This is a genomic window from Tessaracoccus caeni (assembly GCF_029211185.1).
GTDB classification, from domain to species: Bacteria; Actinomycetota; Actinomycetes; order Propionibacteriales; family Propionibacteriaceae; genus Arachnia; species Arachnia caeni.
Window position 1 is genome coordinate 43,473 of the sequence record NZ_JARGDO010000001.1, and the last position, 12,994, is coordinate 56,466.

The following is a 12,994-nucleotide window of genomic DNA, read 5'->3' on the forward strand; positions in this document are numbered from 1 at the left end:
GTTTTCTCTTCCATTCCTCTTCGTCAGAACAGCCGGATCGGGCTGAGGATGTCAGCGGCGATCAGCACCACGCCGCCGAGCAGCAGGAAACCGCCGACGACATAGACCACGGGAAGCATTTTAGCCGTGTCGACGTGGCCAGGATCGGGCTTGCCCCTCAGGCGCGCCACACCGCGTTTCAGCCACTCATAGATCGCCCCGGCGATGTGGCCGCCGTCGAAGGGCACCAGCGGCACCAGATTGAGCAGCGCGACGAACAAATTGACCGAGCCCAGCAGCGAGAACCAGCTGGCCACACGCGACGCGGTGTCGAGCTTGTCGGTGACGCCGATCTCCCCCGCCACCATGGAGGCACCGACGATGGAGATGGGGCCGTTCGGATCGCGGGGCTTGCCCATCACCAGGTCCGCGCCCGTGTGATAGATCCGCACCGGGATGGTCGACAGCGCCACCACCGATTGCTTGGTCATCGTCCACATCTGCTTGGCGGTGGCGGCCGCGCCCCCGTAGACGTGCTCCTGCGTCGGCGCGACACCGAGGAAACCGGCCTCGACGGTCTTCGACGGATCCAGCCGGTCGGCGACGTGGTTGAGGGCCGTCGGCACCTCGGGCAGGACGAGCGTCTGGCCGTCGCGCAGCACCTCCACCACGGCCGGCTGATCGCGGTTCTCGCGGATCAAGTCGCCCATCTGCTCCCAGCTGGAGAGCGTGGTTCCGTTGAAGCTGACGAGCACATCGCCCACCTCGATGCCCATCTTGAGGGCGGGCGTCACCGGATCTTCCGCGCGGCAGGTGGGGTCTTCACGGTCGGCCGCGATGATGCAGTCGCTCACCGTGGCGACCGTGAGGGTGGGCTGATAGGTGCCATGGAAGACGTTGAGACCGAGGAAGATCAGGAAGGCCAAGATGATGTTCATGGCAGGGCCGCCGGCCATGATGATGATCTTCTGCCAGGTCTTCTTCTCGTAGAACAGCCGGCCGCGATCCGCCTCGGTGATGGTCTCGTATTCGTAGGAGCGCGCGTTGTCGGCCACCCGGGTGAGCCATCCCGGCGGGGTGCCCGTCGCTTTGGCCGGCGGATACATGCCGACCAGACGCACGTAACCGCCCAGCGGCAGCAGCTTGATGCCGTATTCGGTCTCGCCGCGACGGAAGGTCCACAGGCGCTTGCCGAAGCCGACGAAGTACTCGGTGACCTTCACCCCGAACAGCTTGGCGGGCACCATGTGCCCCACCTCGTGCAGCGCGATGGAGGCCATCACGAGGGCAAGGAACAGCAGCGCGAAGCCGATCATGGCGACGACCGTCATGCGGCGGCTCCCGTCAGCTCGGCGGCGCGGGTTCGACCCCATGCGTCGGCGGCCAGCACCGCGTCGAGTGTCAGTTCGCCGTCGGCGACGTGCCCGCCGGCGAGGTGCTCGTCGAGGCAGGCCTCGATGGTCTCGGTGATCCCGAGGAAGCTCAGTCGGCCGTCGCAGAAAGCATCGACGCAGGCCTCGTTGGCGGCGTTGTAGACGGCCGGGGCGGTGCCGCCGGCCTTGCCCGCGCGCCGAGCCAGCTCGACGGCCGGGAAGGTCGCGGAGTCGAGGGGTTCGAAGGTCCAGGTGGCGGCGGTCATCCAGTCGCACGGCGACGCGGCGTCGGCCAACCGCTCCGGCCAGGTGAGCGCGATGCCGATCGGCAGCCTCATGTCGGGCGGCGAGGCCTGGGCGATGGTGGAACCGTCGTGGAACTCCACCATGGAGTGCACGATCGACTGCGGATGCACCGTCACGACGATGTCGTCCAGGTCGACGTCGTAGAGCAAACCAGCCTCGAGCAGTTCCAAACCCTTGTTGACGAGGGTCGACGAGTTGATAGTGATCACGCGCCCCATGTCCCAGGTGGGATGCGCCATCGCCTGCTGCGGCGTCACGTCGGCGAGGTCGGCCTTGGTGCGACCCCTGAACGGACCGCCGGATGCCGTGAGGATGAGCCGGCGCACCTCGTCGGAGCGTCCGCCGCGCAGGGCTTGGGCGAAGGCAGAATGCTCCGAGTCGACGGCGACGATCTGGCCCGGCTCGGCCGCCTGGGTGACCAGACGCCCGCCGATCACGAGCGACTCCTTGTTGGCCAGCGCCAAGGTGGTGCCGGCGCGCAGCGTGGCGAGGGTGGGCTTTAGTCCAGCGGCGCCGGTGATGGCGTTGACCACCACGTCACACGGCTTTGCCGCCAACTCTTCTGACGCATCGGGGCCGAGCAGGAAGGCCGGCTGATCGGCCTCCACCAGGCCGCGTTCCTCGAGCAGACGCGCCAGGTCGTCGGCCTTCGACGCCTGAGCCAGGCCCACGACGGCGGGCCGGAACTCGGCGATCTGGTCGGCCAGCAGCTCGAGATTGCCTCCGGAGGCAGACAGCCCTGCAACCTGAAACTGGTCGCTTCGCGTGGAGATCACGTCGAGGGTCTGGGTGCCGATGGAGCCTGTGCTCCCGAGCAGGACGATGGTGCGCACCAGGCGAGTCTAGTCGTGCTCGGCATATGGAAGGATCGAACACATGTCGCTCGCCGGTGCTCCCCCAGTCGGAACTCCCGTCCCCTTCGCGATCACCCGGTGGGCGGCGGAACACGCCAGGGTGGTCGAGAAGCTGGTGTGGCGCAACGGGCTCGGCGGCATCACCGCGCGCCTCGCCGGTTCCGGGGATGCCCCGGCGCTGTACGCCAAGTGGAGCCCCTTCGATCTGTTGCCCGAGGCCGAACGGTTGTCCTGGCTGAGCGGCCGGCATCCGGCCCCGCGCATGGTCGACTTCGAGGAGGTCGACGACGGCTGGCTGCTGGTGAGCGCGGAACTTCCCGGCGAGAACGCGGTGTCGTCTCGGTGGAAGACGGATCCCGCTCGAGCGGCCTTCGCGATCGGCGAGGGGCTCGCCCTTCTCCATACCCTCGACCCGACCGCGTGCCTTTTCGAGACGCCCGAATGGATCGGCTTCCAGGACGACGTGGACCTGCTGGTGGTCGCCCACGGCGACCCCTGCGCGCCCAACACGCTGCTCGCGGACGATGGTGCCTTCCTTGGCCACGTCGACCTGGGCGACCTCGGCGTCGCCGACCGCTGGGCCGATCTGGCCATCGCCTCCTGGTCGCTGGACTGGAACTTCGGCCCTGGCTACGAACAGCCCTTCTTCGACGGCTACGGCATCGCCCCTGACGCCGACCGGATCACCCACTACCGCAACCTCTGGAGCGCACCCGAAACGGAATGAGCCGAACAAAACTGGCTATCTGGCGCGGCGTGTACCTACTGCACACGCCACGCCAAATAACCAGCGCTATCCACGGCATCGAATGGCCCATGGGGCTTCTCGGAGACAAACGTGGGCCCGAGCGTTTCCGCTCGGGCCCACGTAGCTGTGTCAGGCTCAGACCAGACCGAAGGCCTGGATCGCGCTGGCCACCTTCTCGAAGCCGGCGATGTTGGCGCCGACCACGTAGTCGCCGGGAGCGCCGTAGCTCTCCGCGGTCTCCGCGCAGTTCTCGTGAATGGCCTTCATGATGTTGGTCAGGCGCTCTTCGGTGTATTCGAAGGTCCACGAATCACGCGACGCGTTCTGCTGCATCTCCAGCGCCGAGGTGGCCACGCCGCCGGCGTTGGCCGCCTTGCCGGGACCGTAGAGCACGCCCGCGGACTGGAAGATCTGAATGCCTTCAGGAGTGGTGGGCATGTTCGCGCCCTCCGCGACCACCTTCACGCCGTTCTTGACCAGGCTGGCGGCCTGGTCGCCGTTCAGCTCGTTCTGCGTGGCGCAGGGCAGAGCGACGTCGACGGGCACGTCCCAGATGCTGGTGCCCTCCTTGCCGAGCACGGCAGAAGAACGACGATCGACGTAGTCGGAGACGCGTCCGCGCTCCACTTCCTTGATCTGCTTCAGCAGGTCGAGGTCGATGCCGCCCTCGTCGACGACGTAGCCGGACGAGTCGGAGAAGCCGATCACGCTGGCGCCGAGCTGCGCGGCCTTCTCGGCGGCGTAGATCGCGACGTTGCCGGAACCGGAGACCATCACGCGCTTGCCGTCGAAGGACTCGCCGCGGGTCTTCAGCATCTCGTTGGCGAACACGACGGTGCCGTAGCCGGTGGCCTCGGTGCGCACGAGCGAGCCGCCCCAGCCGATGCCCTTACCGGTGAGCACGCCGGACTCGTAACGGTTGGTGATGCGCTTGTACTGGCCGAACATGAAGCCGATCTCGCGGCCGCCCACGCCGATGTCGCCGGCGGGCACGTCGGTGTACTCACCCAGGTGGCGGTACAGCTCGGTCATGAACGACTGGCAGAACCGCATCACTTCGGCGTCGGACTTGCCGCGCGGGTCGAAGTCGGAGCCGCCCTTGCCGCCGCCGATGGGCAGGCCGGTGAGCGAGTTCTTGAAGATCTGCTCGAAGCCCAGGAACTTGATCACGCCGAGGTAGACGCTGGGGTGGAAGCGCAGGCCGCCCTTGTAGGGGCCGAGCGCGGAGTTGAACTCGACGCGGAAGCCGCGGTTGATGTGCACCTCGCCCTTGTCGTCCATCCACGGCACGCGGAAGATGATCTGACGCTCAGGCTCGCAGATGCGCTCCAGCATCTTCATCTCGAGGTACTCGGGGTGGCGCTTGACCACCGGGCCCAGGCTCTCGAACACTTCACGCACCGCCTGGTGGAACTCCGCCTCACCAGGGTTACGCGCGATCACCGCGTCGAAGATCGGCTCTAGGACTTGTTCCATGTTGGCTCCTCACGTCTGTAAAACCGAGGTGATTCTATTGCTTGGTCCGGTGTCGAGGGCAAGGACAGTCCACCAGACAAACGACCTGTTCCCGCGTTGACTAGGCATGACGCCGAGGATGACGCCGAAACTGTAACGTGACTGTGACATGACAGGTGCAGCGCATGTCACAGTCGGGTCTACGAGCCCCTCTCAGCCGGCTGTGGCGGAGGCGGCGAGCTGGCCGCAGGCGCCGTCGATCTCGCGGCCGCGGGTGTCGCGCAAGGTGACGGGGACGCCGCGTCGCTCCAAGGTCTGGATGAAGGCCTTCTCGTCCGACTTCCGCGACGCCGTCCACTTCGAGCCCGGCGTGGGGTTCAGCGGGATCAGATTGACGTGCACCCAGCCCCAGTCGCCGCGACGCTTCAGCACCTGGGCGAGCAGCTCGGCGCGGTGGGCTTGGTCGTTGATGTCGCGCATCATGGCGTACTCGATGGAGACGCGGCGCTTGGTGACGCGGGCGTACTCCCACGCGGCATCCACCACCTCGGCCACCTTCCACCGGTTGTTGATCGGCACGATCTCGTCGCGCAGCTCGTCGTCGGGGGCATGCAGACTGACGGCCAAGGTGAGAGGAATGCCCTCTTCGGTGAGCTGCTGAATCCGCGGCACCAGGCCGACGGTCGAGACGGTGATGCCTCGCGCGCTCATGCCGAAGCCACGCGGGGACGGGTCCACCATCTGGCGCACCGTGCCCATCACGGCCTTGTAATTGGCCAGCGGCTCCCCCATGCCCATGAACACCACGTTGTTCAACCGACCGGTGGCGCCCGGCACCACGCCGGATGCGAGCATCTGGTTGGCCGCCAGCACCTGGGCCGAGATCTCCGCCTGCGACAGGTTGCGCTTCAGGCCGTTCTGCCCCGTGGCGCAGAAGGGGCATGCCATGCCGCAGCCGGCCTGCGACGAGATGCAGAGCGTCGTCCGGCTGGGGTACTTCATCAGCACCGACTCCACCAGCGACCCGTCGAACAGCTTCCACAAGGTCTTGACGGTGGTGTCGCCGTCGCAGCTCAGCCGCGTGACCTGCTCCAGCAGCGACGGGAACAGTTGCGCCCCCAGCTCGTCGCGCAGCTGCGCGGGCACATCGGTGAACTGGGTGACGTCGTCCTCGAGCCGGTCGAAGACGTGCCGGCTGATCTGATCGGCCCGGAACTTGGGCAGGCCGATCCGCTGCATGGCGTCGACCCGCTCGTCCTGGGTGAGGTCCAGCCAGTGCTTGGGGGCCTTGCCGCGCGAGGGCGCGTCGAAGACGAGGGGCAGAGGGGTGCGTTCCATAGAGGAATCAGGCTCCGATCGTGAGGAAGAGGACCAGCCAGCCGGTGGGCACGGCCAGGATCAGCGCGTCCAGGCGGTCCATCCAGCCGCCATGTCCGGGCAGCAGATTGGACATGTCCTTGAGGCCGGCGTCGCGCTTGATCAGCGACTCCACCAGGTCGCCGACGACGGAGGCCAGCGACACCAGCAGCCCGAGCGGGATGCCCACCCACCACGGGGCGCCGAGAAGATAGATGCTGCCGAGGATGCCGAATCCGACGGCGAAGATCAGGCCGCCGGCGAAACCCTCCCAGGTCTTGCCCGGGCTGATCGACGGCGCCATCTTGTGCTTTCCGATCAGCACCCCGACGGTGTAGGCACCCACGTCGGAGGCGATGCTGCAGATCAGGATCAGCCACATCCGCAGGGCGCCGTCGGTGGCGGCCATGGTGAGCGAGATGAAGCCGCCGAGCAGCGGAAGATAGGCGATCAGGAGTGCGCTGGCCGCGAGGTCGGCGATGAAGCCCTCTTGCCCCCGAAACACCCGGGTGGTCAGCACGGCGAGCATCGTCGCTCCCAGCACGATGACCACGATGCCCTCGGGCGAGAAACGCATCGGCCAGACCGAAGCCGCGTAGCCCAGGAGCACGCTGAGCACGGTGCCGATCGCCACCGGCACCACCTCCGGCTTGAGGCCCTTGAGGCGCAGCGCGCCCCCCACCTCGACGACCCCCATGCAGAGCGCGAAGGCCGCGATGGCGATGAACAGCCACGGCACCCACAGCAGGCCGACCGCAACCAAGCCGAACAGGGCGACGCCGACCCCGATGGCGGCGGGCAGGTTGCGCCCGGCCTTCGGGGTCGGCTTCAGCTCATACGGGGGCAGCATCAGACTTCGCTGAGCTCCGCTTCCTTGTTCTTGAGCAGCTCGTCGATCTTCTCCACGAACTTCTTCGTGGTGGCGTCGAGGGCCTTCTCGGCGCGCTTCAGCTCGTCCTCGCTGATCTCGCCCTCCTTCTCGGCCTTCTTCAGCGCATCCATCGAGTGACGACGGGTGTTGCGCACGGCGACCCTGTGGTCCTCGGCCTTGTGACGCGCCAGCTTGATGTACTCCTTGCGACGCTCCTCGGTGAGCTGAGGCATCACGATGCGCACGGAGTTGCCGTCGTTGCTGGGGTTGACGCCCAGGTCGGAGTCGCGGATGGCCTTCTCGATGCCACCCATCGCGCTGCGATCGAAGGGGGTGATCTGCAGCGAGCGCGGATCGGTGGAGGTGAAGGTGGCGAGCTGCTGCAGCGGGGTGGGCGCGCCGTAGTAGTCCACCAGCAACTTGTTGAACATCGCGGGGTGGGCTCGGCCCGTGCGGATGCTCGCGAAGTCTTCCCGCGCGTGCTCCACCGCCATCTCCATCTTGAACTCGGCGTCGTTCTGGGTATCGGCGATCATGGCGATCGCTCCTTCCTTGCTGTTGAGTGTTATCGAGTGACGAGGGTTCCGATGTCATCGCCGCCGACGATGCGGGCGATGTTGCCATCCACGGAGAGGTTGAAGAACACGATGTTGAGGTTGTTGTCGCGCGCCAGGGCGATCGCGGTGGCGTCGGCGACCTTGAGATCCTCGGCCAGGAACTGGTCGTAGGTGAGGTGGCGGTACATCTTCGCGTCCGGGTCGACGCGGGGGTCGGCGTTGTAGACGCCGTCCACGCCCTGCTTGCCCATCAGCAGCGCGTCGGCGCCGATCTCCAGGGCCCGCTGGGCGGCGACCGTGTCGGTGGAGAAGTACGGCATGCCCGAGCCGGCGCCGAAGATCACCACGCGCCCCTTGTCGAGATGGCGCTCGGCCTTGCGGGGAATGTAGGGCTCGGCCACCTGGCTCATCGTGATCGCCGACTGCACTCGGGTGACGACACCTTCCTTCTCGCAGAAGTCCTGCAGTGCGAGGCAGTTCATGACGGTGCCGAGCATGCCCATGTAGTCGGCCCGGTCGCGCGCCATGCCGCTCTGCGAGAGCTCGGCGCCGCGGAAGAAGTTGCCGCCGCCCACGACGATCGCCACCTGCGTGCCACCCTGAACGACCTGCGCGATCTCCTTGGAGATCGCCGACACCACGACGGGATCCACGCCGAGCTTGCCACCGCCGAAGACTTCGCCGGACAGCTTGAGCAGAACGCGCTTGTAAGGCTTACTCATGGACTTCCCCTCATATGTTCGTGCGCCGCGATGTATCCATCGCGGCGCACGTTACTTTACTGCGTTTGTTCAGCGCTTATCCGAGATCAGGCGCCGACGGCGAAGCGCGCGAAGCGCACCACCTTTGTGTTGTTGGCGTCGAGCACGGCGCCCACCGACTTCTTGTCCTCCCAGACGGCCGCCTGGTCGAGCAGGGCGACGTCCTTGAAGTAGCCGGTCACGCGACCCTCGATGATGCGCGGCAGCGCACCCTCGGGCTTGCCCTCTTCGCGAGCAGTGGCCTCGGCGATGCGACGCTCGTTCTCGACGATGTCGGCCGGCACGTCGTCACGGGACACGTAGGCGGGAGACATGGCAGCGATCTGCATGGCCACCTGGTGAGCCAGCTCCTCGTTGCCACCCTCGAGCTCGACGAGCACGCCCACCTGGGGCGGAAGGTCGGCGGCGCGACGGTGCAGGTAGAGGTGCGTGGCGCCGTCGTAGTTGGCGACGTTGACCAGCGAGATGTTCTCGCCGATCTTGGCGCCCAGCTCCTTGACGGCCTCCTCGACCACAGCGCCGCCGGCCAGGGTGGCCGCATTGGCGGCAGCCAGATCCTTGGCACCGGAGGCGGTGACGGCGTCGACGATCTGCTCGGCCAGGCCGACGAACTCGGCGTTCTTGGCGACGAAGTCGGTCTCGGCGGCGAACTGGATCAGCACGCCGTCGCGGCCCGCGACGATGCCATTGGTGGCCTCGCGGTCGGCACGCTTGGCGGCCTTGGCCAGGCCGGAGATCCGCAGGCCTTCCACGGCCTTGTCGAAGTCGCCGTCGGCCTCGGTGAGGGCCCGCTTGGCGTCCATCATGCCCGCGCCGGTGGCGTCGCGGAGCTTCTTCACATCAGCGGCAGTGATTGCCATAGTGCTTCTTTACTTCCGTTCCAGGAGGGGTGATCAGTTGGTTTCGGTGGCGGGAGCCTCGACGGCTTCCTCGGCCGGAGCGGCTTCCTCGGCAGGAGCCTCAGCGGCGGGCGCCTCCGGGGCGACCTCGGCGACGGGGGCCTCGTCGGCACCCAGCAGCTCGCGCTCCCAGTCGGGCATGGGCTCGGCCGGGGTCTCCTCGGCGCTGCGGCCGGAGGAACGCTCGATCAGGCCCTCGGCGACGGCGTCGGCGATGATGCGGGTGAGCAGCGCCACCGAGCGGATCGCGTCGTCGTTACCGGGAACCGCGAAGTCGACCTCGTCGGGATCGCAGTTGGTGTCGAGGATGCCGACGATCGGGATGTTCAGCTTGCGGGCCTCGTCAACGGCGAGGCGCTCCTTCTTGGTGTCGACGATCCACACGGCCTGCGGGGTCTTGGCCATGTCGCGGATGCCACCGAGGGTCTTGCTCAGCTTGTTCTTCTCGCGCTCGAGCTGGAGCAGTTCCTTCTTGGTGAGGCCGCTGCCGGCGACATCGGTGAAGTCGCGGCCCTCGAGCTCCTTGAGGCGCGAGACGCGCTGGCTCACGGTCTGCAGGTTGGTGAGCATGCCGCCCAGCCAACGCTGGTTGACGTAGGGCATGCCGACGCGGGTGGCCTGCTCCTGAATGGCCTCCTGGGCCTGCTTCTTGGTGCCGACGAACAGCACCTGGCCGCCGCGGGCGACGGTCGACTTGACGAACTTGTACGCCTTGTCGATGTAGGTGAGCGACAGCTGCAGGTCGATGATGTAGATGCCGTTGCGTTCGGTGAAGATGAAACGCTTCATCTTCGGGTTCCAACGACGGGTCTGATGCCCGAAGTGAACGCCGTTCTCGAGCAACTGGCGAGCGGTTACCACGGCCATGGCCGTATCCTTTTCCGGCAGGCCTACGGGCCCACCTCTGCTTGGGTGAGGCGACGCCTCACGGTGGTTCTCTGCCCCTTGACCTCTCGATCAGGAGCCCTGATGCGCCCGTCCGACACCCCCGACGAATCGGGACCACGTGGCGGCCGTGCGACGTAAGTCGCGCTGCGCATGCGAAGTCAACCCAGGTGGGTTGCCGGTCCATCCTATGCCCCAGCCGTCACACCATCAAAACGGCTTCGAGCGAGCATCTCGAAGCGAGGTTTCCACAGGTGGGAACCCGATGGGAAATCTGGGGCGCCGAAACCAATCATGGGACATGCGACGACTGATAGCTGCGCTCGTCTCGGTCGCTCTGCTGTGGGCCGCGCCCACCGCATGGGCCGATGACGGACTGAAACTGGAATTGCCCGTTCCCGGCCAGGCCGTGCGCCCGTTCGATCCTGGGCCTACGCGCTACTCTGCCGGGCACCGGGGGGTCGATCTGGAGGGCAGAGAGGGTGACGAGGTGCGCGCGGCCGCACCGGGAACGATCTTCTTCGCCGGGAAGGTGGCGGGCACTCCATCGGTGTCGGTCGACCACGGCAACGGACTCCGCACCACCTACACCCCGGTCTCGCCCAGCGTCGGCAAGGGCGACATCGTCTCGGCGGGGGACGTGATCGGCACGCTCGCGGCGGGACACTGCACGCCGCAAGCCTGTCTGCACTGGGGGCTCACCGACGGCGAGGACTACTTCAACCCCCTGCACTACACCGAGGCCCGCGTGATCCGGCTGCTGCCTGCCGGCTCCCAACCCGAGATCAAGGTTCCCCTCCCTCCTGCTCTCGCACCAACGGCGGCCACCGGAGACGCGCCCGTGAGCGGCAGGATCACGTCGCGCTACGGCATGCGCGTCCACCCGGTCACGGGCGTCTACAAGCTGCACGACGGGCTCGACTTCGCCGCGCCCTGCGGCACGACCATCTCGCTCCCCTGGGCCGGCACCGTGAGCTCGGCCGGATGGGACGGTGGCTATGGGTACCGGGTGATCGTCGATCACGGCGACGGGCTCCGCACGGCCTACGCGCACCTCCCCGACGTGGGCGTCAGCATCGGCCAGGAACTGGCGGCCGGATCTCAGGTGGGTGTGGTGGGCACCACGGGCTACTCCACCGGCTGTCACTTGCACTGGATGGCCTGGCGCGACGGCAGCCTGATCGATCCGGAGTCGCTGTTGGAGGGATAGGAGCGCGGGTCGATGAGACGCCTGCGGCACACACCATGTGGACGAGTCTCACGCCTCCCACATCTGGGGCGAGAGATCACGGATGGCGAGAGTCTCAGTCGGAATCACGCCCGGGGGTGGGCGGTCTTGTAGGCCTCGCGGAGACGCTCGGAGGTGACGTGGGTGTAGATCTGGGTGGTCGCGACGCTGGCGTGTCCCAGCATCTCCTGCACGCTGCGCAGGTCGGCTCCACCATCCAACAACTGGGTCGCCATCGCATGGCGCAGGGCGTGCGGGCTCACCTGACGACCCTCCGCCGCCGTCGCCTGGTTCACCACCCGCCGCGCGACCCGGGGATCAAGCGCCCCTCCGCGGGCGCCCAGGAACACCAGCTCCGGGCTCTGAGGGCCGGCCAGACGTGACCTCACCACCAGCCAGGCTCGCAGCGCATCGGCAGCCGGCACCCCGAAGGGCACGGTGCGCTGCTTGCTGCCCTTGCCCACTGGGCGCACGACCCTGGCGTCCAGATCCAGCTGATCCAGCCTCAAGTCGCAGAGTTCGGACACACGCAGCCCGCTGGCATAGAGCAGTTCCAGCAGCGCCAGGTCTCGGAGCTGCTGGGGCTCCCCCTGCTCCGCCACCGCGGCCTCGGCCGCCGCCAGCGCGTGATCCACCACCGCCGGAGTCGGCACGGCCGGCAGCGTCCGGCCCCGTTTCGGCGACTTGAGCCTCACCGCCGGATCCTCCGTGACATGCCCTTGGCGCACGGCCCAGCCGAAAAACCCCCGAACACACGACACCTTGCGCCGAATCGTCGCCGAGGAGGCGCCGCCCTCGACCAGATCAGCGAGCCACCGTCGTAGCATCGCGAGCGTGACAGAGCCGGGGCCTTCCTGGCAGCACGAGGCCAGGTCGCGCAGATCAGAGCGGTACCCGCGCACGGTGTGCGGAGACAGCCCGCGCTCGGCGGACAGATGGCGCGCGTAGTCGTCGATCAATGCCTCCCACGCTCGCCGCTGCTGTCCCATGGGCTCAGTCTGACCCGTGGTCCAGACGGATACCAAGACGACCTGCCGGGCTCGCCCACACCGCGACGGCGGGATTCGGCATACTTGGTGCTCGACGCACGGCAAAGACACGGAAACGGGGAGACGATGAGCGACGAGAACGCGTTGGGCGATCTGACGACAGGCGGCAAGGTGCTACCGATCACCCGTTGGGGAACTCCCGTCATGCATGCCCAGACGAGGCGCGTCACGGAGTTCGGCGAGGAACTGCATCAGCTCATCCGCGACATGTGGGCCACCATGCACGCCGCCGAGGGCGTCGGCCTGGCGGCCACCCAGGTGGGCGTCGACCTGGCGGTGTTCGTCTACGAGTGCCCCGACGCCGACCACGTCACGCATCGTGGCGTGTTCGTCAACCCAGAGGTGATCCTGCCGGAGGGCAACGAACGCAACCTTGAGGCCGCCGACGAGGGATGCCTGTCCCATCCCGGTGGATACGCCACGCTCGCCCGCGCCGACGTCGCAACCTGCGTCGGCCAGGACGCCTACGGCAACCCGCAGGAGAAGATCGGCACCGGCTACCTCGCCCGCTGCCTGCAGCACGAGACCGATCACCTGAACGGAACCGTGTTCGGGGACCGGCTCTCGAAGCGCTCCCGCCGTCAGCTCGACAAGCAGGTCGCCGAGCTCGCCTTCCGCTATCCCGACGACTGGCCCGTCAGTCCGAAGACCGTCGCCAAGCCGGTCGCCTGAC

13 protein-coding genes are annotated in these 12,994 nt (G+C 67.3%); 3 read left to right on the forward strand and 10 right to left on the reverse strand.

Annotated elements, in window-relative coordinates:
* Nucleotides 1–23 precede the first annotated feature (23 nt).
* Complete coding sequence (locus P0D62_RS00195) at nt 24–1,310, reverse strand: M50 family metallopeptidase (protein ID WP_275700598.1); 1,287 nt, start codon at nt 1,308–1,310, stop codon at nt 24–26.
* Nucleotides 1,307–2,491, reverse strand: a complete 1,185-nt coding sequence (gene dxr, locus P0D62_RS00200; protein ID WP_275700599.1) for a 1-deoxy-D-xylulose-5-phosphate reductoisomerase — start codon at nt 2,489–2,491, stop codon at nt 1,307–1,309. The genes P0D62_RS00195 and dxr overlap by 4 nt, the downstream gene beginning before the upstream one ends.
* Before the next feature lie 43 nt (nt 2,492–2,534).
* On the opposite strand from dxr, the gene P0D62_RS00205 reads away from it, so the two are divergent.
* Nucleotides 2,535–3,239: a phosphotransferase gene (locus P0D62_RS00205; RefSeq protein WP_275700600.1), complete on the forward strand. Its 705-nt coding sequence runs from the start codon at nt 2,535–2,537 to the stop codon at nt 3,237–3,239.
* Nucleotides 3,240–3,395: 156 nt separating this feature from the next.
* Here the strand turns inward: P0D62_RS00205 and gdhA are convergent, their stop codons facing one another.
* The 7 genes from gdhA to rpsB all read right to left on the reverse strand — a co-directional run bounded on the left by gdhA (nt 3,396) and on the right by rpsB (nt 10,026).
* On the reverse strand, nt 3,396–4,736 hold the full coding sequence (gene gdhA, locus P0D62_RS00210) for an NADP-specific glutamate dehydrogenase (RefSeq protein ID WP_275700601.1): 1,341 nt from the start codon (nt 4,734–4,736) through the stop codon (nt 3,396–3,398).
* A gap of 192 nt (nt 4,737–4,928) precedes the next feature.
* Complete coding sequence (rlmN, locus tag P0D62_RS00215; protein WP_275700602.1) at nt 4,929–6,053, reverse strand: 23S rRNA (adenine(2503)-C(2))-methyltransferase RlmN; 1,125 nt, start codon at nt 6,051–6,053, stop codon at nt 4,929–4,931.
* A gap of 7 nt (nt 6,054–6,060) precedes the next feature.
* Nucleotides 6,061–6,921, reverse strand: coding sequence for a phosphatidate cytidylyltransferase (locus P0D62_RS00220; protein ID WP_275700603.1), 861 nt, complete (start codon nt 6,919–6,921; stop codon nt 6,061–6,063).
* Complete coding sequence (gene frr, locus P0D62_RS00225; RefSeq protein ID WP_406708199.1) at nt 6,921–7,478, reverse strand: ribosome recycling factor; 558 nt, start codon at nt 7,476–7,478, stop codon at nt 6,921–6,923. The genes P0D62_RS00220 and frr overlap by 1 nt, the downstream gene beginning before the upstream one ends.
* A 29-nt stretch (nt 7,479–7,507) precedes the next feature.
* Complete coding sequence (gene pyrH, locus P0D62_RS00230) at nt 7,508–8,221, reverse strand: UMP kinase (RefSeq protein WP_275700604.1); 714 nt, start codon at nt 8,219–8,221, stop codon at nt 7,508–7,510.
* Nucleotides 8,222–8,307: 86 nt separating this feature from the next.
* The gene (gene tsf / locus P0D62_RS00235; RefSeq protein ID WP_275700605.1) at nt 8,308–9,120 is read right to left on the reverse strand and encodes a translation elongation factor Ts; all 813 of its coding nucleotides are present in this window, start codon (nt 9,118–9,120) and stop codon (nt 8,308–8,310) included.
* Nucleotides 9,121–9,153: 33 nt separating this feature from the next.
* Nucleotides 9,154–10,026: a 30S ribosomal protein S2 gene (rpsB, locus tag P0D62_RS00240; protein ID WP_275700606.1), complete on the reverse strand. Its 873-nt coding sequence runs from the start codon at nt 10,024–10,026 to the stop codon at nt 9,154–9,156.
* 319 nt (nt 10,027–10,345) lie between these two features.
* Between rpsB and P0D62_RS00245 the strand changes: the two genes are divergently transcribed.
* The gene (locus tag P0D62_RS00245; protein ID WP_275700607.1) at nt 10,346–11,254 is read left to right on the forward strand and encodes a peptidoglycan DD-metalloendopeptidase family protein; all 909 of its coding nucleotides are present in this window, start codon (nt 10,346–10,348) and stop codon (nt 11,252–11,254) included.
* Nucleotides 11,255–11,358: 104 nt separating this feature from the next.
* On the opposite strand, the gene P0D62_RS00250 is transcribed toward P0D62_RS00245, so the two are convergent.
* Complete coding sequence (locus tag P0D62_RS00250; RefSeq protein ID WP_275700608.1) at nt 11,359–12,261, reverse strand: tyrosine recombinase; 903 nt, start codon at nt 12,259–12,261, stop codon at nt 11,359–11,361.
* 126 nt (nt 12,262–12,387) lie between these two features.
* On the opposite strand from P0D62_RS00250, the gene def reads away from it, so the two are divergent.
* On the forward strand, nt 12,388–12,993 hold the full coding sequence (gene def, locus P0D62_RS00255) for a peptide deformylase (RefSeq protein WP_275700609.1): 606 nt from the start codon (nt 12,388–12,390) through the stop codon (nt 12,991–12,993).
* Nucleotide 12,994: the final 1 nt, after the last annotated feature.

What these genes read in the sequence shown, in the direction of transcription:
- P0D62_RS00205 (WP_275700600.1), top strand. Translation starts at nt 2,535, where the DNA reads ATGTCGCTCGCCGGTGCTCCCCCAGTCGGAACTCCCGTCCCCTTCGCG.
- P0D62_RS00195 (WP_275700598.1), bottom strand. Translation starts at nt 1,310, where the DNA reads ATGACGGTCGTCGCCATGATCGGCTTCGCGCTGCTGTTCCTTGCCCTC.
- P0D62_RS00250 (WP_275700608.1), bottom strand. Translation starts at nt 12,261, where the DNA reads ATGGGACAGCAGCGGCGAGCGTGGGAGGCATTGATCGACGACTACGCG.
- rpsB (WP_275700606.1), bottom strand. Translation starts at nt 10,026, where the DNA reads ATGGCCGTGGTAACCGCTCGCCAGTTGCTCGAGAACGGCGTTCACTTC.
- rlmN (WP_275700602.1), bottom strand. Translation starts at nt 6,053, where the DNA reads ATGGAACGCACCCCTCTGCCCCTCGTCTTCGACGCGCCCTCGCGCGGC.
- gdhA (WP_275700601.1), bottom strand. Translation starts at nt 4,736, where the DNA reads ATGGAACAAGTCCTAGAGCCGATCTTCGACGCGGTGATCGCGCGTAAC.
- pyrH (WP_275700604.1), bottom strand. Translation starts at nt 8,221, where the DNA reads ATGAGTAAGCCTTACAAGCGCGTTCTGCTCAAGCTGTCCGGCGAAGTC.
- tsf (WP_275700605.1), bottom strand. Translation starts at nt 9,120, where the DNA reads ATGGCAATCACTGCCGCTGATGTGAAGAAGCTCCGCGACGCCACCGGC.
- P0D62_RS00245 (WP_275700607.1), top strand. Translation starts at nt 10,346, where the DNA reads ATGCGACGACTGATAGCTGCGCTCGTCTCGGTCGCTCTGCTGTGGGCC.
- frr (WP_406708199.1), bottom strand. Translation starts at nt 7,478, where the DNA reads ATGATCGCCGATACCCAGAACGACGCCGAGTTCAAGATGGAGATGGCG.
- P0D62_RS00220 (WP_275700603.1), bottom strand. Translation starts at nt 6,921, where the DNA reads ATGCTGCCCCCGTATGAGCTGAAGCCGACCCCGAAGGCCGGGCGCAAC.
- def (WP_275700609.1), top strand. Translation starts at nt 12,388, where the DNA reads ATGAGCGACGAGAACGCGTTGGGCGATCTGACGACAGGCGGCAAGGTG.